We start from the raw sequence: 23,930 nt of genomic DNA on the forward strand, positions 1-23,930 counted from the left end.
CTGCTGAAACCGACGTCAGGGCCAATCGCAACCGTCTGTCGGGTGTGAAAGCGTCCGGTCCTAGAACCGGGTGCTCTCGATGTAGGCGCGTGTATGCGCTGTATCCTGAATGCGGGTTTCGTCGGTCGGCAGCGCTGCGGCTTCGGCCTTCCCGGTCAGGCTGGCGGCGGCAACGGCAGCAGGCGCTGCGGTACCGGCCAGTTTGAGGAAGTCACGGCGCGAGGCGCTTTCTTCCTTGGTCTTGCTCATGGGAACCTCCTTTCCCAATTGCGGTTTGGTGCCCATGGGACACCGGCGATGTGCGGATTACCCCGCCGTCATCCGGAACGCTTCGCGCTCGATCTCCATAAACACCCGCCCGGCAGTGCCGACGGATGCATAAAGGACCGAGTTCTCGGCTGCTTCCAAATCCGAATAGAAATGCGTGGCCCAGGGGCCGATGTGCTTGCTCCAGAATGCCTTTTGGTCATCCAGGGAAGCCGGGCCGCCAAAACGCCCGACGATCATTCCGGCCATCATCTCCATCAATGAGGCGATGTTATCTTCTGGCTCGAACACGTTTGGGGCACGTGTGATCCCGCGAACCGCCATGTCATTGCGCAGCTGAGCCAAGGGTTTCTCGTTCAAAAAGCCCGTCAGGTAGAAGCTGGCATATGGCAGCAATTCGCCGCGACCCAATCCGATGAACAACGCATTGAATTCCCGTTCGGCAGCGGCTGGCTTGGTGACCTTGGCAACCCGTGCCATGGATTGAATGGCCTTGCCGAGATCCGTGTCATCTCCGACCAGACCAGCCATTTGGTCCAGCAACATTTGATCCGGAGGACCTGCAAGTAACAGACCCAGAAAGTTATAGAAATCCGCGCGCAGGCGATCCTCGGCTGAAACATCCAGAGTGTGCGCGTCACTTGCGGTCATTCGGTCATCCTTCAAATTCAAATGTCATTCGACGTGGCGACGGGGGACGCTCGAGTTCTTCCGGCTCTTCGACCTGAGCAACTGAAACCGGCTGTGGCAGGGGATCGGGATCAACCGGCACGACCTCTGGTTCAGAGAGCGTATCAGCCTCGATTTCGTCTTCTTCCGTTTCTTGCGCGTCGGTGGCCAGTGCTTCGACATGCGCCAGCATGCCTTTTCCAACCTGATAGGCGGTTTGGATGTTTTCGATCACGCAGGCCGCATCGGTGTAGTCCTCGCCGTAATCAACCAGCCCGTCGACATTGGCCAGAACAGGGTTCAACCGCCACAGCCGACGCAGGGCGCGGCGCCGCAGGCGATCAGGCACTGCCTTGGACATAAAGCCCGAAACATCATCGCCGGGCCCGAGGGTATCCGGATCGGGAAGGTTGAATTCGGCCAAAATCTCGGCGTCACTTCTTTCTTCAAGTTCGGCGTGATGGGCTGCGATCACCTGTTCTTCGAGGGCCAGCGCCTCGGCTTCAGCTTCGGCCTGAACGGCTGCCTTCCGGCGCGACCAGAAATCACGCCGCTCTGTCATTGCAGCACCCGTCTTGGTGCGCGAAATACATCCGATGTCTGACGGATGCGCGCGTCGCCCTTACCATCCTCCACCAAATCGGTTTGCTTTCTGTCGCGGCGGCGTTTGATAAACACTTCGTGCTGGTGATGTTTCAGGGTGAAATCCCGCACCCAGGCGATCAGCCCTTCCGTCATTGGGATTTTCTCGACAATTTCTTCGCCGGTATCTGCGTAATCCTGCCCCTGGAATGGAGAAGCGGTGATCAGAACTGCATTTAGCGGCGTGTCGCCCTTCAGCTCATTCCGCAGTACAAGATAGATCGAAGGCTGCCCGTCCGACAGGTTGACCAGGTAGGCTTCAGTCTCGTCCGCCCAGAGGGTCAGGGGAAGGGTGGCAGCGTGGTATTCGACCGCCTCGCCTTCGCGGCGCAGTTCCTGCCATTCGGCTGGCCCTGCACCGGGCAACACGGCGACCGCGCGCCAGTTCCAGCGGGCCCAACGTGTGACCCCGGGTGTTTTGCGCACAATTACGCCAACCGGCATGTCGATCTGGCTTGCGGCCTTGGCCACTGGATCCTCCCCTAAAGGCTCTCCCCTGCCTTTCCATGTCCACTATGGTACACAAAATAGCCGCGTGCCAAGCCTGCGCGTTAATACTTTGGTCGTATTCCCAGTAGCGTCTTCGTGATCAAAGTCTGAGAAGGCTTTTGTTTTAGGGGATTTTGCCGCGAAATTCTGACCGCCTAACGCATGCTGTGCAGGGTTGAAGTTGCCTCATCGGGAATGCAGCCTAAAGTGCAAAGGATCGGGATTGCTTCCCGAGGGAGGGGACATGGGTACGAAACTTTTGCTCTGCGATTGCGCGGGAACTCAGGCGCTGGATCCGGACAGGATCGAAAGCGCCTGCGGAATTACCTGTTCAAAGGTGCATACCGCGCTTTGTACAAAAGAACTACAATCCGCTGCGGCCTTGATGCAAGAGGGCGATACCGTCATTGCCTGTCTGCAAGAACAAGAGGTGTTCCGGTCGCTTGCCGAAGATATGAATATCGAAATCCCCGGCTTTGTTGACCTGCGGGATCGCGCCGGTTGGTCCGATCAGGGCGCGGATGCGACAGCCAAAATGGCTGCCTTAGCCGCCGAAGCGTTCCTGCCGCAACCCGTGACGCCCAGCGTTGATGTCATCAGCGAAGGCACGTGTTTCATCATAGGTCCGGGCAACGTTGCCTTCGGACTGGCGGAAAGGTTGGCCCGAACACTGGCGGTAACCGTTCTGGTCACGGATCAGGCTGAGCCGGACTCTCGGGCCTTCGACGTCATTCGGGGGCAATTGCGGTCTGTTTCGGGTGCTCTGGGTGGGTTTTCCTTGCGTCTGGACAATGTGCAGCAAGTGGCTCCCGCAGGCAGGGGAGCTTTCAATTGGACGGAACCAAGAGATGGGGCGCAATCGGCCTGCGACCTCATAGTTGATCTGACCGGAGGCACGCCCTTTGTGCAGGCTCCGGCCAAGCGCGAGGGGTATTTGCGGGCTGATCCCAAGGATGCGGTTTCTGTAGAACGCATGGCTTTTGACGCCGCCCAACTGGTCGGAACATTCGAAAAACCCCTGTACGTGCGACTGGAGGAAACACTTTGCGCCCATTCGCGGGCGGAACAGGTCGGGTGCTCAAACTGTGTGGATATCTGCCCAACCGGTGCAATCACGCCCTCGGGCGAGCATGTGGCGATTGATCCGATGGTCTGCGCCGGGTGCGGCGAATGCGCGGCGGTCTGCCCGTCAACAGCGATAACCTACGAAGATCCACCTGTTTCGGTCTTGTTGTCACGTATGCATATTCTGGCGCGCACGTACCGAGGGGCAGGCGGTATCGCACCCCGGTTGCTTGTGCACGACGCCCACGGGGCCGAAATGATAAGGCTTGCAGCAAGGTTCGGCCGGGGATTACCTTCGGATGTTATTCCGCTGGAATTGAAAGTGATATCCGGGTTCGGTCATTCGGAAATGCTGGCCGCGCTGGCGCATGGATTTGCGCGTGTGGATGTGCTGCTGGCACCGACAACGGAACGGGATGCGCTGGATCGCGAAATTGAACTGGCACGTGCCATAACCAGTTTGGGTGGGATCGGGTTCATTGAAGAGGTGGACCCTGATGCGATGGCTGACTTGCTGTATGCGCAAAAGGTACCCCAACCGTTGGCAGATCCGGTCTTGCCGCTTGGCAACCGCCGACAAATCGCACGGCTGGCAGCACAGGCCCTTAACCCGCAGGCTGGTGCCCCGCTGCCATTGCCTGAAGGTTCGCCTTACGGTGCAGTTGCAGTGAATACAGACAGTTGCACACTCTGTCTTAGTTGTGTGTCGCTGTGCCCGTCCGGGGCTTTGATGGATAACCCTGACAAGCCCCAGCTGAACTTTCAGCAGGATGCGTGCCTGCAATGCGGATTGTGCAAGACGATCTGCCCCGAAGACGCGATCACCTTGGTGCCGCAACTGGACCTGAGCGATGCCGCTCTGTCTCAGCAGGTGTTGAACGAGGAAGAGCCATTTGCCTGCATCGAATGCGGGGCTTTGTTTGGGGTTAAATCAACCGTTGAACGGATCATGGAAAGGCTTTCGGGCACGCACCCGATGTTTGCCACTACGGATCAAGCACGAATGATCCAAATGTGTGACAATTGTCGGGTGAATGCCCATTTCCAGCAGCAGGACAATCCGTTCCAGTCAAAACCCAAGCCTCGGGTCGTTACCACCGAGGATTACTATTCGGACAGAAAGGATCACTGAAGCTTTAGCGGCGCGCCCAGATCTGCGGCGTCAATGCGCGAAACAAATGCCAGGATGGCTTCAAGATCGTCCAATGTCATCTTGACCGGGTAAATTGGGGATGGACGTTCGGGATCAAAGGGGGGTGTCAACCCGTCGATCTGCGTGAATGCGGGGTGAGGGTTAAGGGCAAAGAACGCCTCGAACCGTTCCGACCAATCAGGCATCGCGCGCAGAACCGCGAAAGAGGGGGTTGATCCAAGCCCGCTCATCCGGTTGCGGGGGCCAATCACGTGACATCGACCACAATGGGTCATCGATAGTTCTTCACCCAACACGGTGTTGCCGTCCAGGGTATCGTCCGACTGGGTGATCTTGGGATCAAAACTGGCGCTGAACGGTTCACCCACCGCAGGAAGAAAACCTTCGACAGTGCGCTTGCCGATCTCTGATTGCAGCCATTCAAGAAAACGGCCCTGGCGGTCGTTGTCTTCGATCCGCAGGTGATAGATCACGTCGTCGCGGGCAAAGACAGGATCGCCGGGCGGCGCGGTTTCCAGCACCATGACACCGGCATCATCTGCGACAACGCGTATCCCGGTCTTGAGAGAGAAGCGAGGAAGGATATGTTGCAACAGACCGGAGTCGTTAACCTCTGCCGGGGCCGCAAGGCCGATTGCCTCCTGCGACAAGGAGGGGGTGGCGGTGAGCGTCAGGCTCAGGCACAACAAGACAAGGCGCATGGTTTAGCCTAACTATGAAGGCCATTACGCGTCAAATGAACAGAAAGAGACGGAGACACATGCAATGAGCGGCGACCAATACATGTCGGCACGCACGCCCCTGTCGGCGGGACAGATAAAGGAGAGAACAGCATGAGTGTTCGTGACGCGGTTCTGGCGAACCTGAAAAAGATCACCGATCCGGTTTCAGGTCAGGACATTGTCAGTGCAGGTATCGTGCGTGCGCTGAATGTCGAGGGCGATACCGTTCGCTTTGTCCTGGAGATCGATCCCAAGCATGCCGAAAAGATGGAACCTGTGCGCGCAACAGCTGAAAAGGCCGCACAGATGGTTGAGGGCGTCGTAAATGTATCGGCCCTGTTGACTGCGCATTCCGATAAGGCGCCGCCGGATCTGAAGCCGAAACCCAAGCCCTCGCAAACTGGACCGCAGGCCGTTCCCGGTGTTGACCGGATCATCGCGGTTGCCTCTGGCAAGGGGGGGGTGGGCAAATCCACCGTGTCGGCCAATCTGGCCTGTGCACTGGCCGCAGAAGGGCGGCGCGTGGGTTTGCTGGACGCGGATGTTTACGGGCCGTCGCAGCCTCGGATGTTGGGTGTCTCGGGCCGTCCGGCCAGCCCCGATGGCAAGACTATCCTGCCGCTGCGCAACCACGGCGTCACCATGATGTCGATGGGGTTGATGACCAATGAAGGGCAGGCGGTTGTCTGGCGGGGTCCGATGCTGATGGGCGCGTTGCAACAGATGATGAGCCAGGTGCAATGGGGTGCCTTGGACGTGCTGATCGTCGACCTGCCGCCCGGCACCGGTGACGTGCAACTGACGCTGAGCCAGAAGTTCCAAGTGGACGGCGCAATTGTCGTCTCGACGCCGCAGGATGTGGCGCTGATTGATGCCCGCAAAGGGATCGACATGTTCAATCAGCTCAAGACACCTATCGTTGGGATGATCGAAAACATGTCCACGCATATCTGCTCGAACTGTGGGCATGAAGAACACGTCTTTGGTCATGGTGGTGTCAAGTCCGAGGCCGAGGCGATGGGCGTGCCACTGCTGGGTGAAATCCCGTTACATCTGGACATTCGTGTCGCCGCAGACGGTGGCGCGCCTATTGTGGTCAGCAAACCGGACAGCCCTCAGGCCGAGGCTTTCCGCAAGATCGCCCGCGACATGATCGCCACAGGCACCGCATGAGCCAACCGGTCTTTCCCCCTTTGTTGACGGGCCACCCGGTTCAGGGTGGGGAAGACCCGTTTGAACGCGCCCAGGCTATGGCGGCGCTGGGCTGCGATGCGGGGGCGGTTGTTCATAACATTCATGCTGATTACCTGCGCGTTGCGATCGTATTTGCGCCCGAGGTGCCGCTTCGGGACGCGATGGCGATGCTGCCGCTTTGTGCTGTTGGGTTTCAGAATGCGCTGGGCGCTCTGGCCCCACCCGAAGTGGCGGTGCATTTGGGGTGGGACGGTCTGATCTGTGTGAATGGCGCGAAATGCGGTGTGTTCCGTGTTTCGGCCTCCGGTGAAAACGCGGAAGAAGAACCGGATTGGTTGATTGTCGGCTGGGAGCTCGCATTGATGCAAACCAGCACCGCGCCCGGCGAAACGCCGGATGTCACAGCCCTTTATGATGAAGGCTGTGCCGAGGTTTCGGCCACGCAACTGGTCGAAAGCTGGTCACGCCATATGCTGACCTGGCTCAACCGCTGGCAGGAGGATGGCAACGCGCCCCTGCATGCCGAATGGATGGGCCTGCTGCGTGGCGTAGGTGAGCCACTGGTCGATGGCGGTGTATTCCTTGGTACGGATGAGCGGTTTGGAATGCTGATCCGCGACGGGGTCAACACCCGTCTGCGCCCGCTGACGGAACTATTGGAGAACGGACGATGAAACTGGCCCGCGCGATCCATTTCGATGAAAGCGACATGAACGTGTTCCATTCTCCGGCACGTACCGGCGAATGGTGCGTTTCGGGCGGATTCGAGTTTTCGAACTGGAGCGGCGCAGATCTGGAAGGCAAGGCGCGTCAGGCTTTTGCGAATGGCTGGCTGGGGCTGGAAACCTTTGGCCGAGTGACGTTTGTGGCGGTAACCCAGATCGAAGCGGCTGAAAGGGATCAGATCACCCGCAATCTGGCAGAACATTTCGTGCAGTATTACGGAGCGCCCTCGGTCGAAGCGGCATTGATCGTGGCACAGAACGAAATCGATCACATGTCAGAGCTGTGTGAAGACCATGCCGCCAACACGCTGCTGACCGTCGCCAGAGAATTGTCTGAGACAGGAGTGCACGAAGCCTTTCGTGTGATCACTCCGCAAGACGCACAGCTAGAGGTTCTGGCGGTGCATGGGTCGCTGGACGACTAGTAAGGGTCGACAAACCCGCCGAACTGACCGCGCTTGAAGATCAGACCCTTGCCGGTGCGGTACATGACCTGATCCACATGACCGACAATGATCAGATGATCTCCGGCCTCGTGCCGGGCATGCAAACGGCAGTCAAACCGTGCCAGGCAATTGGCCAGCTGCGGGCGATCAGCCTCGTCCGTCGTCCACTCGGCATGGGTGAAATCGACACCGTCACGAGCAAATCTTAGCGCCTGATCCTGTTGATCCTGAGCCATGACGTGGATCGAGTAATGCGTGCAGGTGCTGAAAGTGTCGAAGCGGTTTGACTCTCTGGCCAGGCACCACAACACCAACGGCGGATTCAGGGACACTGACGCGAACGAGTTTACGGTGATTGCACGCGGGCCGTCTTCGGTTTGCGCAGTTATCACGGTGACTCCCGTTCCGAAACATCCCAGCGCCTCACGAAAGGCGTGGCTTTGATCCGGGGTCGGTGTGAAAATCTTTTCCGTCATATCGCGCGCGTGTTCCTTGGCCGCGCATCAGGTGCCATGCGTGGCCCGGATTGTCCACGAAAAGCTGAACGGCGTTTGCAAATTTCAGCGTTAATTCAGGTCTTCCAGAAGACGCCCGTGTTTGCGGGTCTGGACGATGACTTCGCCAAAGGTGTTCAACCCGCGGGCCTGCAGGATGGGCAGCATCTTGACCAGTGCCTCGGCTGTTGCCACTGCGTCACCCAATGCCGTATGGCGCAGCGCCTCGGGGATAGTGATGTCCAGCCGTTCACAAAGTGCGTCCAGTGTATGTGTATCGCTCGCGCCGAACAAAACAGCCGACAACAGAACAGTGTCGAGTATCGGGTGATCCCATTCGACTTCCATACGCATGGCATGGCGGCGCAGGAACGCCATGTCGAACGGGGCGTTATGGGCTACGATCACCGCATCGCGTGAGAATTGGTGAAACACACGCCCGGCTTTGACGATATCCGGCGCGCCCTGAACCATGCGATCACTGATCTTGTGCACGCGGGTCGAGGCGGCAGGGATCGGAATACCCGGATCAACAAGCATGTCCAGATGCTCGCCCGCGACGATCTTGCCTTTCACAACGCGGACCGCGCCGATTTGAACGATCTCATCCTTGTGTGGCAGCAAGCCGGTTGTTTCCGTGTCGAAGACCACAAAACACAGATCCAGCAAAGAGCGGTTTTCGAACGCGCCGTCACCCGGCGTGTCCAGCAATTCAAAATCATAGACCAACGGGCGGGCCTCATCTGGCGACATACGGGCAACGCTGTCTTCGAACACCAGCATGTAACCGGGTGCGTCCCCCAGTGGCTTCATGCGGGCCGAATAGGTTTGTCGGCCGTCCACGCTGGTCAGGGTGCAGAAGACATCCTTACCAGATTTGCACAACTTCCCATACGCGTCCGTCAACCCCGTCGATTCGATGTATTCGAAGAGCGAGGCGTTCAGGCGGGGATGCGCGATCTGGGCCAGCACCTCGGCCGCCTGTCCGTCATACAAAACGATTTGGTGTTTCGGACTGGCCAGCAACATGGCGACCGGGATTTCGGTCAGAAGGGCAGTGAGGCGCTGTTTTTCCGCCGCCAGATGAGCGGTTTCGGCTGCCACCGCCTCGGCCGTGTGCATGGCATTTGCGGCAAGTTGCTCGGCCAGGCCGGCCGCTGCTGGGGCCAGATCGCCTAGGTATCGCGCGGCCTGCATGTCCAGATCGGTGCTGACACCGGCATGAGCGCGGGCCCGCAGTTGCGCTGAAAGCCGTTCGATCGGCTTGGCGACATTGTCGTCAAACAACAGCCAGACACCTGCGATCAAAGCCAGCAACCCAAACCCGATCAGAACCTCGGCAAAGATGAAGTCATCAAACAGGTCAGGTTGTGCGGCCCGGGCATAGGTGATCCACAGGGCGGCGGAACTAATTGATATCCCGCCGAGCGCGAGCAGACAGAAAAACAGAAATATCCTGAGCCTGAGGCTTAACCCTGTGAGCATGGTCAAACCCCGCAGGTGGCGTCAATGATGGGGTCGGCAGGCCCGGCAGATATCCAGTCTGCATTCAGCAGACGTCCGTCATCGGAAAACTCAGCACCGTCCGCAAGGTTGGCGCGACGATTCTCGGCACAGTTTACGGCCACGGGCAGTTTTGAAACCGGGGCCCAGCGGCCGAAGAAGTAAAGATCGACAAGCCGTTGATCTGGCACGTTTTCGTTTGTTCGCACCGACACGGTATCGATGGCGGCAAAGCGGTCGACGAAGGGCATGGCGTAGGTCCACGGGCGGTAGAGGGCGCGGCTTTCAACCTCTTGCACGATTGCCATCTCCTTGGGAAGCTGTTCGCGCGTACGGTCATACCAGGAATATTCGCTGGAAATTGTCACAGCGATCATCCCCAAACCCGCCGCGACCGGAGTAACCCATTTGGGCAACCGCCCTCCGGTCAGCTTGTTCAGCACAAGTACGATGCCCGCAAACGCGAAGCCCGCAAAAACAGTGCCGATCAATTCCAGAAACATCGTGTCACTCCGTTCTTCAGATGCATGTCAGCCCAGCATTCCCTTGCCGTGGCCGACCGCCGATTGCATCGTTTTTACCACAACGAAGGCGTCACGAAGATGACTTCGCTCAAAGTCCGAAAGATCGGAAGGTGGCAGATAATTGTCTGGTTTCTTGCCCGATTTGACCAGTTGGACCTGATGTTCCAGCCGGGTTTCGGCGATCAGATCATAGGCGTCCAGTAAATCGTGTGCGCCCGACGCGCTGAGAACGCCATTGGCCTCAGCCGCTTTCAGGCGGGCGCGGGTATTGGCCTCGGGCAGTTCGCCTTGCAAGGCGTAGATCCGCGCCAGATCCACTACCGGAACAACACCATTGTGTTTCAGATCCAGCGTATTGCGATGTTCGCCCGACCGGATGGTCGCAAACCCACGCAGCAACCCCAGCGGCGGCGTGTGTTTCAACGAGTTCGAGATCATATGCGCAACAAAGATCGAATTGGCCCGAGCTGCGGCCAATGTGTCGGCCTGCAGGTCGGCGAACAGGTCGAACGCGCCGCCAATCGGGCGCAAGTCAAACATGACTGATGCCAGCATCTGCGCTTCGGGGTTCGGTTTGGCGATCCATCCCTTGAAATAGTCGCGCCAGACACGCACCGGCTGACACCAGCGCGGATTGGTCGCCATCATGTCGCCGGGACAATAGAAATAGCCACAGGTATCCAGCCCGTCCGACACGAACCTGGCCAGCTTTGTAAAGTATTCCATATCCGCATCGGTCACGCCGTCATCCAACATCAGGCAGTTGTCCTGATCCGACACGCCTGTCTGCTCCTGCCGCCCTTGCGAGCCGCAGGCCAGCCACAGATACGGCACAGGGGGCGGGCCCAGTTTCTGTTCGGCAAGGGCCAGAAGGCGCCGGGTAACCGTGTCAGCAATGTCGGTGATCAGGCGCGTGACGATTTCGTGCCGGTTCCCGCCTGCAACCAGTTGCACCAGCAGCTGTGGGATTTCTGCCGTTACCCGCGCCATATCTTCGGCGGTATTTGCCTGCGCGATGCGTCGCACCAGTTCGGCCGAGTTCACAGCCTGATAATGTGTCAGGTCGGTTTGTGTGACAATACCGACCAGCCGACCGCCCTCGGAAATCGGGACGTGGCCGATGCCGCGTTCCATCATGATGTGCAGAACGTCGGAACCGATGTCGCCGGGTGACAGGGTGACGGGGTTCGCGGTCATGATCTCGGAAATTGGCGTGGAAGGAGGCAGGCCGTCCGCAACGTATTTGCCCGAGATATCCCGCAGCGTCGCGATGCCCTGCAACGTGTCGCCGTCCGTGATGCACAGCGACGAGATGTGCTTGTCGCGCATGATCTGCGCCGCTTTCTGAACTGGCGTATCCGCGGGGCAGGTGGCCGGGTTATGTGCCATCAGAATATCAATGGAACTGGTCGCAAGGCTTTGCGGGCTGCTGCGGTCGCCGCGTGTCCGGTCGAAGAATTTGGCGACCACATCGTGACCATCGATCAACTCGCGCACCAGATCCGGTGGCAAAACAATCAGGACTGACGGAGTGTGCGCACGCGCCTTGGTAGCTGCCTTGCCGTCTTTCAGCAGCCCGCGCTCTCCAAAAGAATTGCGCAAGCCCAGTTGAGAGACAACGGCACCATTTTCATCGGTGATTTCAACCTGTCCTTCATAGATCACGAACACACCGGGAAGCGCATGGCCCAGTTCATAGACTGAGGTGTCTTCCTCGACTTCCCAGACCTCGATCTGTTTTACGATCTGATCCAGTGCATCAGCCGGTAACGCGTCATAGGGATGAACGGATTTCAGAAACCGGGCGATTTCATCGTGGGACAGGGGCATCTGATGTCTCCGATGTTCTGGTGAAAAAATCCCGCCCAGTGGTATGCCGGGCGGGAGTAGTGGATCGAAAGACGCGGTCGAAGGCAAGAGCCAACGACCGCATCATGCTCACTTGTTCTGAGCTGCACCCGCACCACGGGGAATGCGAACGCTTTCGACCAGTTCCTTGATCTCCTGCGGAGTTTCCTTGGTCATGCCAGCCACAACATAGGCGACAGCGAAGTTGACCATGGCACCGACAGCGCCGAACGAGGTCGACTGGATCGGACCCAGCAACGGATCGGCATCGGTGAACGAGTTGGTGTCCGGAATGAACAGCCATCCCTTGTGCAGGAAGATGTAGACCAGTGTAACGACCAGACCTGCCAGCATACCTGCAACAGCACCGGTGTTGTTGATGCGGGTCGAGAAGATCCCCATCATCAGTGCCGGGAAGATCGAGGCTGCCGCCAGACCAAAGGCCAGAGCAACAGTCTGTGCTGCAAAGCCCGGAGGATTCAGACCCAGCCAGGTCGCTACAGCAATCGCCACAGCCATCGCAATCCGTGCCGACAGAAGCTCGCCTTTTTCCGAGATCTGCGGGTTGATTGCGCCCTTGATCAGGTCGTGAGACACGGCCGACGAAATCGCCAGCAGCAGGCCCGCAGCAGTCGACAGAGCAGCCGCAAGACCACCGGCAGCGACCAGACCAATCACCCAACCGGGCAGGTTGGCAATCTCGGGGTTGGCCAGGACCAGGATGTCGCGGTTGAACTTGGTCAGTTCGTTACCGACCCAGCCTTTTTGTTCCGCAATCGCCTGCATCGATTCAGACTTGTCATTGTAGTACTGAATCTTGCCGTCGCCGTTCTTGTCTTCCCAATCCAGCAGACCGGTTTTCTGCCATGTGGCCATCCAGTCGTACCGAGCATCATTGTCGATCTGTTCGACTGTAACGGCACCACCTTCGATGCCACCATTGGGCCACATCATGTCGGTGATGTTCAGACGGGCCATTGCGCCAACAGCCGGAGCGGTCAGATACAGCAGCGCGATGAAGACCAACGCCCAGCCAGCCGACCAGCGTGCATCAGCAACTTTGGGAACGGTGAAGAAGCGCATGATAACGTGCGGCAGACCGGCAGTACCGATCATCAGCGACAGGGTGAACAGCACCATGTTCAGCGTGTTCGAGTGATGGGCCGTGTATTCGTTGAAGCCCAGCTCTGTCACGATGCCGTCCAGCTTGGTCAGCAGCGGTACACCGCTTGCAGTGTCGCCAAACAGACCCAGCGCCGGAATCGGAGTGCCAGTCAGCTGTAGCGAGATAAAGATGGCAGGGATGGTGTAAGCGGTGATCAGCACGCAGTACTGAGCGACCTGTGTATAGGTCACGCCCTTCATCCCTCCGAACACCGCGTAGGCAAACACAACGCCTGCACCGATCAACAGCCCGGTGGTGTTCGACACTTCCAAGAAGCGGCCAAAGGCAACCCCAACACCGGTCATCTGACCGATAACGTAGGTCACCGATGCAACAATCAGACAGATCACCGCAACGATGCGTGCTGTCTGGCTGTAGAAGCGGTCGCCGATGAACTCCGACACGGTGAACTTGCCGAACTTCCGCAGGTAAGGCGCAAGCAGCAGGGCCAACAGCACGTAGCCACCCGTCCACCCCATCAGGAAGGTCGAGTTGTCATAGCCGGTAAAGGCAATCAGGCCCGCCATCGAGATGAACGAGGCCGCAGACATCCAGTCTGCCGCTGTCGCCATACCGTTGGTGACCGGGTGTACGCCGCGACCGGCGGCGTAGAACTCTGATGTGGAACCCGCGCGGGCCCAGATCGCGATGCCGATGTACAGCGCAAAGGATGCGCCGACAAACAGCAGGTTGATGGTAAACTGATCCATTATCCCCGCTCTCCCTTACTCTTCATCCACGCCGTGTTCGGCGTCCAGCTTGTTCATGCGCCAGGCGTAGTTGAAGATCAGCACCAGAAAGACCAGGATCGATCCTTGCTGAGCGAACCAAAAGCCCAGATCAGTACCGCCGACGGCGATGCCCGACAGCAGCGGACGCAGCAGGATGCCGAATCCAAATGACACCAGCGCCCAGATTACGAGGCTGATGTAGATGAGGCGCAGGTTGGCCTGCCAATAGCCCTTGTCGGCTTCGGCTGCCTGCGCGGAGTTTGTAGATTGATCCGCCATTGCGGGTTCCTCCTTCGCTTCCTCGTTTGGCGGCCCGGTGCCCAACTCCTCCAGTGCGTCGGTCCGCTTCTCGACAATGCCCAACACCGTGTGGTGACAGGCAAAACTCCACCAGTCCGCCAAGGCGGTCTTTTGAAGTATTCTTTTTAGGATCAAAGCCTTGTGGCTTTTCTCCTCCCCTTAACTCATTATGTCGCTGACGATCCCTTCGAGATCGCCTGCGATATCTTCGATCCTGCCCATAGCATTGATGCGTTTCAGAACACCGTGACTGTCGTAGTAGGTGATCAACGGCGCGGTCTGTGCGTGATAAGCCGCCAGGCGCGAAGCCACTGTTTCAGCGTTGTCATCCGCGCGGCGCTTGAATTCGGTGCTGCCGCACTTGTCGCACTTACCGTCTTCGGCAGGCTTCTTAAACTGGTCGTGGTACCCTTCACCGCAGCCCGCGCAGGTGTAGCGGCCCGAGATGCGGATCACCATTTCTGCATCTTCCACTTCCAGGCTGATTGCTGCGTTGATCTTTTGGTCATTGGACGCCAGCAGACCATCCAGCGCCTCGGCCTGAACCGTTGTGCGGGGGAACCCATCCAGAATGACACCCTTGGCGCAATCTGGTTGCGCCATACGGTCGCGCAGGATCGCAATGACGATGTCGTCACTGACCAGATCACCGGCTTCCATCACGGCTTTGGCGGTTTTGCCTGCTTCGGTACCTGCGGCAACGGCTTCGCGCAGCAGGTCACCCGTGCTGAGTTGAACAAGTCCGAATTTTTCTTCCAGCATCCGGGCCTGCGTGCCCTTCCCGGCGCCCGGAGGGCCGAGAAGGATAAGAACTGCGGGTGTGGTGATTGTGGCAGCTTCCATCACATCCTCACTTGTTCGCGCGGTTTTCGATCAGGTCTTCGACCACCGACGGGTCGGCCAGCGTCGAAGTGTCACCCAGCGAACCGAAGTCGTTTTCGGCGATCTTGCGCAGGATGCGACGCATGATCTTGCCCGAACGTGTTTTGGGCAGGCCCGGGGCCCACTGGATCACATCGGGGCTGGCGATCGGTCCGATCTCGGTCCGGACCCAGGTGCGCAACTCCTTGCGGAGCTCTTCGCTTGGTTCACGGTCGTTCATCAAAGTGACATAGCAATAAATGCCTTGCCCCTTGATTTCATGAGGATATCCGACAACAGCAGCTTCTGCCACGGCGGCGTGCGCAACCAGTGCGCTTTCCACCTCGGCCGTTCCCATACGGTGGCCCGACACGTTGATCACATCGTCCACGCGCCCGGTGATCCAGTAGTCGCCATCTTCATCGCGACGGCAGCCATCACCAGTGAAGTAGTAGCCTTTGTAATCCGAGAAATAGGTCTTTTCGAACCGCTCATGATCGCCCCAGACGGTGCGCATCTGGCCCGGCCAGCTGTCTTTGATGCAGAGCACACCCTCGACACCATTGCCTTCGATCTCGACGCCGGACTGCGGGTCCAACACCACCGGTTCGATGCCAAAGAACGGCTTCATTGCCGATCCGGGTTTCATTGCATGGGCACCGGGCAGGGGGGTCATCAGGTGACCGCCGGTTTCCGTTTGCCACCATGTATCCACGATGGGACATTTGCCCTTGCCGACGACATCGTTGTACCAGTTCCAGGCTTCGGGGTTGATCGGCTCACCCACGGTTCCCAAAGTGCGCAGATCGCTGAGGTCGCATTTCTCGACAAACTCTTTGCCCTGACCCATCAGGGCGCGGATCGCTGTAGGCGCGGTGTAGAACTGGTTCACCTTGTGCTTTTCGCAGACCTGCCAGAAACGCGAGGCGTCCGGGAAGGTTGGTACACCTTCAAACATCAGCGTCGTCGCACCGTTGGCCAGCGGGCCATAGACGATGTAGCTGTGGCCGGTCACCCAGCCCACATCCGCAGTACACCAATACACGTCGCCTTCGTGATAATCGAAGGTGATCTCGTGCGTCATTGCGGCGTAAACCAGATAGCCGCCGGTTGTGTGAACAACGCCTTTTGGCTGACCGGTCGAGCCAGAGGTGTATAGGATGAACAGCGGATCTTCGGCGCTCATTTCGGCTGGTGCGCAGTAGTCGTCCGCCTCAAGGGCCATTTCGTTGTAATCAAAGTCACGACCGTCGATCCAGGTGGTCTGACCACCGGTGCGTTTTACGACAAGGCACTTGACGGTATCCTTGCAGTGCAGCAGCGCCGCGTCGGCATTGGATTTCAGGGGCGTTTTACGACCACCGCGCGGAGCCTCGTCCGCAGTTATGACGACTTTGGCGTCACAGCCATTGATCCGGGCCGCCAACGCGTCCGGCGAGAAGCCTGCAAAAACTATAGAGTGAATTGCGCCGATCCGCGCACAGGCCAGCATGGCATATGCAGCCTCGGGGATCATCGGCAGATAAATGACGACGCGGTCGCCTTTGCGCACCCCCAAAGATTCAAGGACATTTGCCATGCGGCAAGTGCGGCGGTGCAACTCTGCGTAAGAGATGTGCTGAGCCGGATCATTTGGATCGTCCGGCTCCCAGATGATTGCCGTTTGATCACCGCGGGTTTTCAGGTGGCGATCCAGGCAGTTGGCCGAAACATTCAAGGTGCCATCGGCATACCAGTTTATCTTAACCGAACCGAAATCGTAGTTAACGTCTTTGACCTGGGTGAAGGGTTTGATCCAGTCAACGCGCTTGCCTTGCTCGCCCCAGAATGCGTCGGGGTCGCTGATCGAAGCGGCGTACATGTCGGAATATTTTTCGGCATCAACATGCGCACGTGCGACGGTTTCTGCGGATGGCGGATAGGTCTTGGCATCTGCCTGGGCAGCGGTGGTCATTTTTGAGGCTCCTCCCTCTGGACTGGATTTCGTTGGGATATTTTTTGCCACTTGGTCCGGCAATGTCGATCCCGTTCCTCCCCGAGGTCGAATATTACCGAGTTCTGAAAATAAATAAATAAATTGCCGGAATCCCTGAATTTATTTGTAAAGAAATTTCTAACTATGGTCGCACGTAGTAAAGAAAGTTCGAAAATTCCGTAAAAACATATTTAAAATAAACGGATATGTGTAACACATTTCCTGCCTGCGATGCTTGGCATAAGCGGGTGTCGGTCCGTGAACATCTGGTTTTTCTTCGTGCGCAATCCAAGCGGGAACTCCTTCCGAGGCCGGCGGATTACCAGCGCAGGGTTGGCACATTAGAATGTTGGCGCTAGCTTGATCCTCAAGCGCCTCGGGAGGAGGCGCATCAATGGGAGATCAAATGATGAAAAACATGTTGAGCGGCGCCGCCGTCGCCGCCCTGAGCTTTGCCTTTGTCGGCGAAGCTTTTGCTACTGAATGGAACGCATCGGTCTGGGGCAAGCGTCGAGCCTTCACCGAACATGTTGAAAAACTAGCCGAGCTTGTCAGTGAAAAAACCGGTGGCGAATTCACCATCAATGTCAGCTATGGCGGTTTGTCCAAGCCGCGTGAAAATCTGGACGGTATTGAAATCGGCGCATTCGAGATGGCTCAGTTCTGTGCGGGTTACCACCGCGACAAAAACCGCGCGATTACCGTTCTGGAGTTGCCTTTTCTCGGCGTGAACAACTTGCAGGAGGAGGTGGCGGTAAGCCATGCGGTATATGACCATCCCGCAGTCAAGGATGAGATGGCCCAATGGAACGCCCGCATCATCATGACCTCACCTATGCCACAGTATAATCTGGTCGGCACCGGCGAGCCGCGCGATGAGCTGGCTGATTTTGAAGGAATGCGGGTCCGGGCCACTGGTGGTTTGGGGCAAGCCTTCGAGGCAGTCGGAGGCGTTCCGACATCAGTTCCCGCAACCGAAGCGTTCAATGCAATGGAATCCGGTGTGGTCGATACCGTGGCCTTTGCCCAGCACGCACATCTGTCTTTCGGGACGATCAACGAAGCCGACTGGTGGACGGCTAACCTGAACCCGGGAACGGTAAACTGCCCGGTCGTGGTCAACATTGACGCTTACGAGGCTCTGCCGGCTGCGCATCGCGAGGCACTGGACAGCTCGATTGATGAGGCCATTGCGCACTACCTCGCGAATTATGGCGGATTGCTCGAGCAATGGGACAGCGTTCTCCAAGAAAAGGGTGTGCAGAAAGTCATGATCGACGATGCCGTGATCGCGGAGTTCCGCACCAAGGCAGCCGATCCAATCCGTGAAAAGTGGATCGCGGACATGACAGCACAGGGGCTGCCAGCGCAGGATCTTTATGATCTCGTGCAGATGACGCTGACGCAACAGCGCGGCGGCAACTGATCCTGAATCCGGGTGCCTGCCAGGCACCCGGCACACGAATATTGGGGAACACTGGAATGGCAGGACAGGCCACAGTGCTGGTGGACGGAAGTCGTTTGAGCCAGCTGGATCAGCAGTTGTTGAAACTGGAGCGTTTTCTGGCGCTCATCAGCGGTTTGGCAGTATTTGGCTTGATGGTCCTGGCCGTTATCTCGGTCAGTGGGCGCAATGCCCTGAATGCCCCATTGCCGGGATATGTTGACTGGATCGAACAGGCGATGCCATTGATCGCATTTCTTGGTATTTCTTATGTTCAACGCGACGGTGGCCACATCCGAATGGACATCGTTCTGTCGCGCCTTCACGGCAGAGGGCTGTGGTTGTTCGAACTGATCTCGGTAGTTTTGATCCTGCTTCTGATGCTTGCGTTGGTTTGGGGCAGCTGGTCTCACTTCGACCGCTCCTTTGATTTCGGCGCACCATTGTGGAGTCGGGACAGTTCCATTGATATCGGAATTCCGCTGTGGCCCGCCAAACTACTGGCCCCTATCGCGTTTTCTGTTCTGTGCCTGCGGCTTGCCTTGCAGATCTGGGGATATGGCCGGGCTTTTTTGCTGGGACTGGAAGCTCCGGTGGCCGTTCCGTTGATTCAGGACGCGGCAGCACAAGCAGCGGCTGAGGCCGAACAGTTCGAAGGGCAGGACTGATTTATGGACACGATAGAAATTGGCCTCTGGGTCACAGGCGGGCTTCTGGTCTTTGTCGTGGTCGGCATGCGCGTGGCTTTTGCTGCGGGTTTGGCCGGGTTAATTGGGCTGATTTGGATTTTTTGGGCCAAGTTTGGGTATGATCCGGCGCGGTTTGGAAAGGCGCTGACTGTTGCGGTCAAAACCGCCGGGCAAGTGCCGCATTCCAAAGTTGCCTCTCATACTCTTAGCCTGATCCCGACCTTTATCCTGATCGGGTATCTGGCTTACTACGCAGGTCTCACGCGGGCATTGTTCGAGGCTGCAAAACGCTGGGTCGCATGGGTTCCCGGAGGGTTGGCGGTTTCAACCGTATTCGCCACTGCTGGTTTCGCCGCGGTGTCGGGTGCCTCGGTTGCCACCTCTGCCGTCTTCGCCCGCATCGCGATCCCGGAAATGCTGAAGGTCGGCTACAACAAACGCTTTGCTGCTGGTGTGGTGGCCGCCGGAGGAACGCTGGCATCACTGATTCCACCATCGGCTATTCTGGTGATCTACGCGATCATCGTCGAGCAGGATGTCGGGAAGCTGCTGTTGGCGGGGTTCATTCCGGGCGCGTTTTCAGCGATCATCTATGCCGTGCTGATTGTCGGGATCGCTGTGATATTTAAATCCGTCGGTCCTCCGGTCACAGGCTTTACATGGAAACAGCGCTTTTCGGCCCTTCCCGGAGCCATTCCTATTGTCGCCGTCATCCTGATTATCATCTGCTTTGTCTATAACCCGTTTGGTGAAAAAGCGTGGGGCACACCGACGGAAGGCGGCGCAATCGGCGCCTTCATTGTCTTCTGCTTCGCGCTGTTTCACGGCATGCGTTGGAGCGAGTTCAAATCCGCGTTGCTAGAGACGGCCAAGCTTACTGCGATGATCTTTTCGATCATCTGGGGCGTTCTGATCTATGTGCGGTTTCTAGGGTTCGCAGACCTTCCCGGCGCCTTTTCTGACTGGATAACTGGGCTCGAGATGGCGCCCATGTTGATCCTGATCTGTATTCTTCTTGCCTACGCCGTGTTGGGCATGTTCATGGATGCGATTGGAATGCTGCTCTTGACCTTACCTGTTGTTTATCCGGCGGTCATGGCGCTGAACGGTGGTGAATCTGTCAGTGCCGCAGACAGTGCGTTTGGCATGTCCGGCCCTATGTGCGCGATCTGGTTCGGAATTCTGGTAGTCAAGATGGCCGAATTCTGTCTGATCACACCGCCCATCGGACTCAACTGCTTTGTCGTCGCCGGGGTGCGACCGGATTTGAGTGTTCAGGATGTTTTCAGGGGTGTGACACCCTTTTTCGTGGCCGACGCGCTGACCATAGCAATGCTCGTGGCTTTCCCTGGTATTGTACTCTACCTGCCATCGCTTGCGGGGTAGGTAGGATGCGAGGCTCTGCCTCGCGCTCCGGGATATTTAAAGCCAGATGAAGAACGGATCCCCTGCTTCATCTGGCCAATAAATATCCCGGGGGAGGCGCCCGGCACGGGCGGCGGGGGCAGAGCCTCCTTAGGCGCGCCTAACCGGCCCGCATCAGCATTCCGAACAGGTCGCGCGGATCGTCCGGGTCGGCCAACATGTCCAGAGGCTCAAAGAACGCAGTGCCTTCGATCACCTGCTTGACATAGCGCAGGGCTGAGAAATCTTCGATCGCGAAGCCAACGCTGTCGAACAGGGTGATTTGGCGGTCGTCGGTGCGCCCTTTGGCGGCACCGGTCATAACCTGCCACATCTCGGTCACGGGATGATCGGCATCCAGCGCCTGAATCTCGCCCTCGATCCGGGTTTGCTCAGGGTATTCGACGAAGATGTCTGAGCGTAGCAGGATATCGCGATGCAATTCAGTCTTGCCGGGACAATCGCCACCGATGGCGTTGATGTGGACGCCGGGGCCGACCATGTTGTCGGTGAGGATGGTGGCGTATTTCTTGTCGGCCGTGCAGGTGGTGATGATCTGAGCGCCTTCAATAGCGTCTTCCGGCGCCTTGCATGGGATGACCGTCAGGCCTTTGCCTTGCAGGTTTGCGGTGCATTTCGCTGTTGCACCAGGATCGGTGTCATAAAGCCGGACAGTGTCGATCCCGCACATTGCCTTGAAAGCGAGGCATTGAAACTCGGACTGCGCCCCATTGCCGATCATGGACATGGTGGTGGCATTCTTTGGGGCAAGATAGCGCCCGACCAGAGCAGACGTTGCCGCCGTGCGCAACGCCGTCAGCATCGTCATTTCGGTCAGCAGGGTGGGGTACCCAGTGTATACATCCGCCAGCAATCCGAATGCGGTCACTGTTTGCAGCCCCTCTGAGGTGTTTTTGGGATGGCCGTTCACGTATTTGAACCCATATGCCTCACCATCCGAGGTGGGCATCAATTCAATCACACCGTGGGGAGAATGCGCCGGGATACGGGGTGTCTTGTCAAAGCTCTCCCACCGTTTGAAATCGGATTCGATCTGATTGGCGATCTGAACAATCATCTGTTCAACACCGATGTGGTGAACCAGCCGCATCATGTTGTCGACGGACACAAAAGGCACGAGTGCCTTGTCAGAAGGTTGCATCGTACTCTCCTATCGGCGGGCAAGGTGGACGCCTGCAATCATGCAGCGCACTGACCCACCAGCAGTTTCAATTGTTGGGACGGACAGTGGCAAAGGCGTTGCACTGGCTTGGATTATTTTGATTTGATCAGGGGTTAGGGCGCCTAACGCTCGGCTCGACAAGGCCAGCACCAATCCATCGCGTCCCTTCAACTCAATTGCATTCCCCGCAAACTCGGCGATTTGGTCATGAGTCAGATCAATCACGGTTCGACCGGATTCCTCTAACCGATTGCGAATAGTCATGCGGCGGTCGGGGTCCGATATCATGTCGAGGCAGATTAAGGCGTAATGAGTGCCGATCCCCATCAATACGTTGGTATGATAAACGTCCCTGCCTTTTGCGTCACGGGCCTGAAAGGCAATTGGTTCATAGTTGAAATGCGTGCAGAACCGTTCCAGCAAGACCGGGTCGGCGCGATTTGACGTGACCGTATACGCGATGCGGGCAATGTGGTCCAACACCATCGCACCGGTCCCTTCCAGCGCAAGGTTGTCTTGTTCCAGCCCGGAATAGTCTATGACATCCTGCACGCGATACTCGTGTTTGAGCAGTTCGATTACATCGGTTCGCCGCTCGCGTCGGCGAGATGGCACGAACATCGGGTAAACTGCTATGTGACCACCAGGATGTGTGGAAAACCAATTGTTCGGGAAAACGCTGTCGGGTGTGTCGAGATCGCCAAAATCATCAAATACGTGAACAGTGATTCCTGTGTCGCGCAGGCGTTGAACTGCCTGGTCATGCTCATCTCTTGCAGCTTCCGACGTGGTTTCGTCAGACGTGATACTCAGCGTTTGAAACGCGTTGTCATCGCGTGTTTCCGGGTTGGAGGCAAAAGCATGTGGCCGGATCATTACCGCGGCAGATGGTGCTTGTAGCGATAGCATCAGAAACTCCGGGTGGGGCGGTCAAAGATGCGGCGGCCCATAAGTGAAGCGGCCAGATCGACCATCAGCTTTGCCGTGCGGCCACGTTCATCCAGAAACGGGTTCAGTTCGACTAGATCCAGAGAACTGACCAGTCCGCTTTCATGCAGCAGTTCCATGACCAGATGGGCTTCGCGCTCGGTCGCGCCGCCAGGAACAGTGGTGCCGACGGCAGGGGCAATGGCCGGGTCCAGGAAATCAACATCCAACGAGACGTGAAGAAGGGCGTCTTCAGCTTTGACGCGATCCAGAAACGCCAGCAACGGGGCCTTGATCCCATGTTCGTCAATGCTGCGCATGTCGGCCAGCATCGCGCGGTTCTGTTCCAGCGCAGAACGTTCCGCCGGATCGACAGAGCGCAGGCCGATCATACTGACGCGGTCCGTTGGCACGATAGCGGGTAAGGGTGGAAGCGCCTCGAAGCCTGGCCTTCCAGTAAAATAAGCGACGGGTGTCCCATGCAGGTTGCCGCTGTCTGTGCTGTCGGGGGTGTGAAAGTCACTATGCGCATCCAACCATAGAACGAACAGCGGGCGGTCGACCTTAGCAGCATAGGCGGCCATCCCGGTCACGGTTCCCATGGATAATGCATGATCGCCGCCCATGAAGATTGGAATGCCCTGTTCAGCCGCTGTTAATGCGGCCTTGCTCAGCGCTTGTGTCCAACCGATGCATTCGGGCAGCGCGAACAGGTGCGGATGCTCAGGCAAGGCGGTTTCTTCAGGTTGTACGTTGCCCCAATCGCAAACCGAGTGACCAAGTTCGGTCAAGGCCTGATCCAGCCCAGCCACGCGATATGCATCAGGACCCATTCGGCAACCCTGACGCCGTTTTCCGGCGTCCATCGGCGCGCCGACTAAAATGATTTTTTTGCGTTTCATGTGGTTCATTTAGGCCGTCACTGTGTCTTGCGTGAAGAGCACAAAATGCTCAAAATGGTTCAGGAAGTTCCTTAATGGGAAAGAGGTATGGACGAATTGGATAGTCGTCTGCTGGGCGCGTTGCAGCGCGACGCGCGCGCCAGCCTGTCAGAGCTGTCGGAAACGCTTGGTGTGACCCGCACGACGGTGCGCAGCCGTTTGCAACGGCTCAAGCAATCCGGTGAGATCGTCGGTTTTACCGTGTTGACGCGTCGGGATCTGGCGCAAAGCCCGGTACGTGGGCTGATGATGCTGGAAATCGAGGGGCGCGGCACCGAGCGCGTGATGTCCCGGATTGGAGCCATGCGGCAGGTCACAGCGGTCCATTCGACCAACGGCAGTTGGGATTTGATTGCGGAAATCAGTACAGAAACTCTGGCTGAACTGGACGAGGTTTTGTTTCAAATTCGCAAGATTGACGGTGTTACACGTTCGGAAACGAACCTGCTGCTGTCAACGCGCAAGGGGCGGCTCTAGTGCTTTGAGATGAATGCGAATTGTGCCAGAGTTTGTGAGCAGACAGGGTGCGGTTTACCCTAAGGTAGGTCGCTTGCCGTCTAAGGGGTCAG

General features: G+C 57.7%; 24 protein-coding genes. 8 read left to right on the top strand and 16 right to left on the bottom strand.

All coding sequences use genetic code 11. From position 1 onward, the window contains the following. Nucleotides 1-60: 60 nt before the first annotated feature. Genes AC2FND_RS04330 through AC2FND_RS04345 form a run of 4 tightly spaced genes read right to left on the bottom strand, consistent with a single transcriptional unit; the run spans nt 61 to nt 2,049 of the window. The gene (locus AC2FND_RS04330; protein WP_496768139.1) at nt 61-249 is read right to left on the bottom strand and encodes a ubiquinol-cytochrome c reductase iron-sulfur subunit N-terminal domain-containing protein; all 189 of its coding nucleotides are present in this window, start codon (nt 247-249) and stop codon (nt 61-63) included. A gap of 57 nt (nt 250-306) precedes the next feature. Beyond that, a complete protein-coding gene (locus AC2FND_RS04335) occupies nt 307-918 on the bottom strand; it encodes a TorD/DmsD family molecular chaperone (protein ID WP_496768141.1) in 612 nt (203 codons plus the stop codon). Nucleotides 919-922: 4 nt separating this feature from the next. Continuing rightward, nucleotides 923-1,498, bottom strand: a complete 576-nt coding sequence (locus AC2FND_RS04340; protein WP_496768143.1) for a DUF3306 domain-containing protein — start codon at nt 1,496-1,498, stop codon at nt 923-925. After that, the gene (locus AC2FND_RS04345; protein ID WP_496768145.1) at nt 1,495-2,049 is read right to left on the bottom strand and encodes a DUF3305 domain-containing protein; all 555 of its coding nucleotides are present in this window, start codon (nt 2,047-2,049) and stop codon (nt 1,495-1,497) included. The genes AC2FND_RS04340 and AC2FND_RS04345 overlap by 4 nt, the downstream gene beginning before the upstream one ends. A 262-nt stretch (nt 2,050-2,311) precedes the next feature. Between AC2FND_RS04345 and AC2FND_RS04350 the strand changes: the two genes are divergently transcribed. Next, the gene (locus AC2FND_RS04350; RefSeq protein WP_496768146.1) at nt 2,312-4,264 is read left to right on the top strand and encodes a 4Fe-4S binding protein; all 1,953 of its coding nucleotides are present in this window, start codon (nt 2,312-2,314) and stop codon (nt 4,262-4,264) included. Here AC2FND_RS04350 and AC2FND_RS04355 read toward each other — a convergent pair. Continuing rightward, nucleotides 4,258-4,986 (bottom strand): hypothetical protein, encoded by a 729-nt coding sequence (locus AC2FND_RS04355; protein ID WP_496768148.1) that lies wholly within the window; start codon nt 4,984-4,986, stop codon nt 4,258-4,260. The genes AC2FND_RS04350 and AC2FND_RS04355 overlap by 7 nt on opposite strands. Before the next feature lie 132 nt (nt 4,987-5,118). Here AC2FND_RS04355 and AC2FND_RS04360 point away from each other — a divergent pair, with 132 nt between their 5' ends. Genes AC2FND_RS04360 through AC2FND_RS04370 form a run of 3 tightly spaced genes read left to right on the top strand, consistent with a single transcriptional unit; the run spans nt 5,119 to nt 7,351 of the window. Further along, nucleotides 5,119-6,180 carry an Mrp/NBP35 family ATP-binding protein gene (locus tag AC2FND_RS04360; RefSeq protein WP_496768149.1) on the top strand — a complete coding sequence of 354 codons (1,062 nt, stop codon included), beginning with the start codon at nt 5,119-5,121 and terminating at the stop codon, nt 6,178-6,180. After that, the gene (locus AC2FND_RS04365; protein WP_209504168.1) at nt 6,177-6,875 is read left to right on the top strand and encodes a biotin/lipoate--protein ligase family protein; all 699 of its coding nucleotides are present in this window, start codon (nt 6,177-6,179) and stop codon (nt 6,873-6,875) included. The genes AC2FND_RS04360 and AC2FND_RS04365 overlap by 4 nt, the downstream gene beginning before the upstream one ends. Beyond that, entirely contained in the window at nt 6,872-7,351 is a 480-nt protein-coding gene (locus AC2FND_RS04370; RefSeq protein WP_480920403.1) for a DUF6505 family protein, read from the top strand. Before AC2FND_RS04365 ends, AC2FND_RS04370 begins: the two co-directional genes overlap by 4 nt. Here AC2FND_RS04370 and AC2FND_RS04375 read toward each other — a convergent pair. The 8 genes from AC2FND_RS04375 to acs form a co-directional block, all read right to left on the bottom strand. Beyond that, entirely contained in the window at nt 7,348-7,848 is a 501-nt protein-coding gene (locus tag AC2FND_RS04375; RefSeq protein ID WP_496768151.1) for a flavin reductase family protein, read from the bottom strand. The genes AC2FND_RS04370 and AC2FND_RS04375 overlap by 4 nt on opposite strands. Nucleotides 7,849-7,938: 90 nt before the next feature. After that, nucleotides 7,939-9,351 (bottom strand): 3'-5' exonuclease, encoded by a 1,413-nt coding sequence (locus AC2FND_RS04380; protein WP_496768152.1) that lies wholly within the window; start codon nt 9,349-9,351, stop codon nt 7,939-7,941. A 2-nt stretch (nt 9,352-9,353) separates the two neighbouring features. Next, the gene (locus tag AC2FND_RS04385) at nt 9,354-9,872 is read right to left on the bottom strand and encodes a hypothetical protein (RefSeq protein WP_480481305.1); all 519 of its coding nucleotides are present in this window, start codon (nt 9,870-9,872) and stop codon (nt 9,354-9,356) included. A gap of 27 nt (nt 9,873-9,899) precedes the next feature. Next, a complete protein-coding gene (locus AC2FND_RS04390) occupies nt 9,900-11,723 on the bottom strand; it encodes a DUF294 nucleotidyltransferase-like domain-containing protein (protein WP_496768154.1) in 1,824 nt (607 codons plus the stop codon). A gap of 108 nt (nt 11,724-11,831) precedes the next feature. Beyond that, on the bottom strand, nt 11,832-13,616 hold the full coding sequence (locus tag AC2FND_RS04395) for a sodium:solute symporter family protein (protein WP_480481301.1): 1,785 nt from the start codon (nt 13,614-13,616) through the stop codon (nt 11,832-11,834). A gap of 15 nt (nt 13,617-13,631) precedes the next feature. Then, nucleotides 13,632-13,916, bottom strand: a complete 285-nt coding sequence (locus AC2FND_RS04400) for a DUF4212 domain-containing protein (RefSeq protein WP_209504901.1) — start codon at nt 13,914-13,916, stop codon at nt 13,632-13,634. A gap of 180 nt (nt 13,917-14,096) precedes the next feature. Further along, the gene (locus AC2FND_RS04405) at nt 14,097-14,780 is read right to left on the bottom strand and encodes an adenylate kinase (protein ID WP_496768156.1); all 684 of its coding nucleotides are present in this window, start codon (nt 14,778-14,780) and stop codon (nt 14,097-14,099) included. Between the two features lie 7 nt (nt 14,781-14,787). Continuing rightward, entirely contained in the window at nt 14,788-16,752 is a 1,965-nt protein-coding gene (gene acs / locus AC2FND_RS04410) for an acetate--CoA ligase (protein WP_209504160.1), read from the bottom strand. 430 nt (nt 16,753-17,182) lie between these two features. On the opposite strand from acs, the gene AC2FND_RS04415 reads away from it, so the two are divergent. Genes AC2FND_RS04415 through AC2FND_RS04425 form a run of 3 tightly spaced genes read left to right on the top strand, consistent with a single transcriptional unit; the run spans nt 17,183 to nt 20,292 of the window. Then, nucleotides 17,183-18,199 (top strand): C4-dicarboxylate TRAP transporter substrate-binding protein, encoded by a 1,017-nt coding sequence (locus AC2FND_RS04415; protein ID WP_496768189.1) that lies wholly within the window; start codon nt 17,183-17,185, stop codon nt 18,197-18,199. Nucleotides 18,200-18,255: 56 nt separating this feature from the next. Next, nucleotides 18,256-18,885 (top strand): TRAP transporter small permease, encoded by a 630-nt coding sequence (locus tag AC2FND_RS04420; protein WP_480565119.1) that lies wholly within the window; start codon nt 18,256-18,258, stop codon nt 18,883-18,885. A gap of 3 nt (nt 18,886-18,888) precedes the next feature. Then, nucleotides 18,889-20,292, top strand: a complete 1,404-nt coding sequence (locus AC2FND_RS04425) for a TRAP transporter large permease (RefSeq protein WP_209595979.1) — start codon at nt 18,889-18,891, stop codon at nt 20,290-20,292. 139 nt (nt 20,293-20,431) lie between these two features. Here AC2FND_RS04425 and ocd read toward each other — a convergent pair whose 3' ends face one another. The 3 genes from ocd to rocF are packed head-to-tail and all read right to left on the bottom strand — an operon-like array spanning nt 20,432 to nt 23,322. After that, nucleotides 20,432-21,472: an ornithine cyclodeaminase gene (ocd, locus tag AC2FND_RS04430; RefSeq protein ID WP_496768157.1), complete on the bottom strand. Its 1,041-nt coding sequence runs from the start codon at nt 21,470-21,472 to the stop codon at nt 20,432-20,434. A gap of 9 nt (nt 21,473-21,481) precedes the next feature. After that, a complete protein-coding gene (gene ctlX, locus AC2FND_RS04435; protein WP_496768159.1) occupies nt 21,482-22,402 on the bottom strand; it encodes a citrulline utilization hydrolase CtlX in 921 nt (306 codons plus the stop codon). Further along, the gene (gene rocF, locus AC2FND_RS04440) at nt 22,402-23,322 is read right to left on the bottom strand and encodes an arginase (RefSeq protein ID WP_496768161.1); all 921 of its coding nucleotides are present in this window, start codon (nt 23,320-23,322) and stop codon (nt 22,402-22,404) included. The genes ctlX and rocF overlap by 1 nt, the downstream gene beginning before the upstream one ends. Nucleotides 23,323-23,409: 87 nt before the next feature. Here rocF and AC2FND_RS04445 point away from each other — a divergent pair, with 87 nt between their 5' ends. Further along, on the top strand, nt 23,410-23,838 hold the full coding sequence (locus tag AC2FND_RS04445) for an Lrp/AsnC family transcriptional regulator (protein ID WP_209504154.1): 429 nt from the start codon (nt 23,410-23,412) through the stop codon (nt 23,836-23,838). Nucleotides 23,839-23,930: the final 92 nt, after the last annotated feature.

The sequence above is a fragment of the Ruegeria sp. BHSB056 genome (assembly GCF_059613305.1).

What these genes read in the sequence shown, in the direction of transcription:
- AC2FND_RS04330 (WP_496768139.1), bottom strand. Translation starts at nt 249, where the DNA reads ATGAGCAAGACCAAGGAAGAAAGCGCCTCGCGCCGTGACTTCCTCAAA.
- AC2FND_RS04335 (WP_496768141.1), bottom strand. Translation starts at nt 918, where the DNA reads ATGACCGCAAGTGACGCGCACACTCTGGATGTTTCAGCCGAGGATCGC.
- AC2FND_RS04340 (WP_496768143.1), bottom strand. Translation starts at nt 1,498, where the DNA reads ATGACAGAGCGGCGTGATTTCTGGTCGCGCCGGAAGGCAGCCGTTCAG.
- AC2FND_RS04350 (WP_496768146.1), top strand. Translation starts at nt 2,312, where the DNA reads ATGGGTACGAAACTTTTGCTCTGCGATTGCGCGGGAACTCAGGCGCTG.
- AC2FND_RS04355 (WP_496768148.1), bottom strand. Translation starts at nt 4,986, where the DNA reads ATGCGCCTTGTCTTGTTGTGCCTGAGCCTGACGCTCACCGCCACCCCC.
- AC2FND_RS04360 (WP_496768149.1), top strand. Translation starts at nt 5,119, where the DNA reads ATGAGTGTTCGTGACGCGGTTCTGGCGAACCTGAAAAAGATCACCGAT.
- AC2FND_RS04365 (WP_209504168.1), top strand. Translation starts at nt 6,177, where the DNA reads ATGAGCCAACCGGTCTTTCCCCCTTTGTTGACGGGCCACCCGGTTCAG.
- AC2FND_RS04370 (WP_480920403.1), top strand. Translation starts at nt 6,872, where the DNA reads ATGAAACTGGCCCGCGCGATCCATTTCGATGAAAGCGACATGAACGTG.
- AC2FND_RS04375 (WP_496768151.1), bottom strand. Translation starts at nt 7,848, where the DNA reads ATGACGGAAAAGATTTTCACACCGACCCCGGATCAAAGCCACGCCTTT.
- AC2FND_RS04380 (WP_496768152.1), bottom strand. Translation starts at nt 9,351, where the DNA reads ATGCTCACAGGGTTAAGCCTCAGGCTCAGGATATTTCTGTTTTTCTGT.
- AC2FND_RS04385 (WP_480481305.1), bottom strand. Translation starts at nt 9,872, where the DNA reads ATGTTTCTGGAATTGATCGGCACTGTTTTTGCGGGCTTCGCGTTTGCG.
- AC2FND_RS04390 (WP_496768154.1), bottom strand. Translation starts at nt 11,723, where the DNA reads ATGCCCCTGTCCCACGATGAAATCGCCCGGTTTCTGAAATCCGTTCAT.
- AC2FND_RS04395 (WP_480481301.1), bottom strand. Translation starts at nt 13,616, where the DNA reads ATGGATCAGTTTACCATCAACCTGCTGTTTGTCGGCGCATCCTTTGCG.
- AC2FND_RS04400 (WP_209504901.1), bottom strand. Translation starts at nt 13,916, where the DNA reads ATGGCGGATCAATCTACAAACTCCGCGCAGGCAGCCGAAGCCGACAAG.
- AC2FND_RS04405 (WP_496768156.1), bottom strand. Translation starts at nt 14,780, where the DNA reads ATGGAAGCTGCCACAATCACCACACCCGCAGTTCTTATCCTTCTCGGC.
- acs (WP_209504160.1), bottom strand. Translation starts at nt 16,752, where the DNA reads ATGACCACCGCTGCCCAGGCAGATGCCAAGACCTATCCGCCATCCGCA.
- AC2FND_RS04415 (WP_496768189.1), top strand. Translation starts at nt 17,183, where the DNA reads ATGAAAAACATGTTGAGCGGCGCCGCCGTCGCCGCCCTGAGCTTTGCC.
- AC2FND_RS04420 (WP_480565119.1), top strand. Translation starts at nt 18,256, where the DNA reads ATGGCAGGACAGGCCACAGTGCTGGTGGACGGAAGTCGTTTGAGCCAG.
- AC2FND_RS04425 (WP_209595979.1), top strand. Translation starts at nt 18,889, where the DNA reads ATGGACACGATAGAAATTGGCCTCTGGGTCACAGGCGGGCTTCTGGTC.
- ocd (WP_496768157.1), bottom strand. Translation starts at nt 21,472, where the DNA reads ATGCAACCTTCTGACAAGGCACTCGTGCCTTTTGTGTCCGTCGACAAC.
- ctlX (WP_496768159.1), bottom strand. Translation starts at nt 22,402, where the DNA reads ATGCTATCGCTACAAGCACCATCTGCCGCGGTAATGATCCGGCCACAT.
- rocF (WP_496768161.1), bottom strand. Translation starts at nt 23,322, where the DNA reads ATGAAACGCAAAAAAATCATTTTAGTCGGCGCGCCGATGGACGCCGGA.
- AC2FND_RS04445 (WP_209504154.1), top strand. Translation starts at nt 23,410, where the DNA reads ATGGACGAATTGGATAGTCGTCTGCTGGGCGCGTTGCAGCGCGACGCG.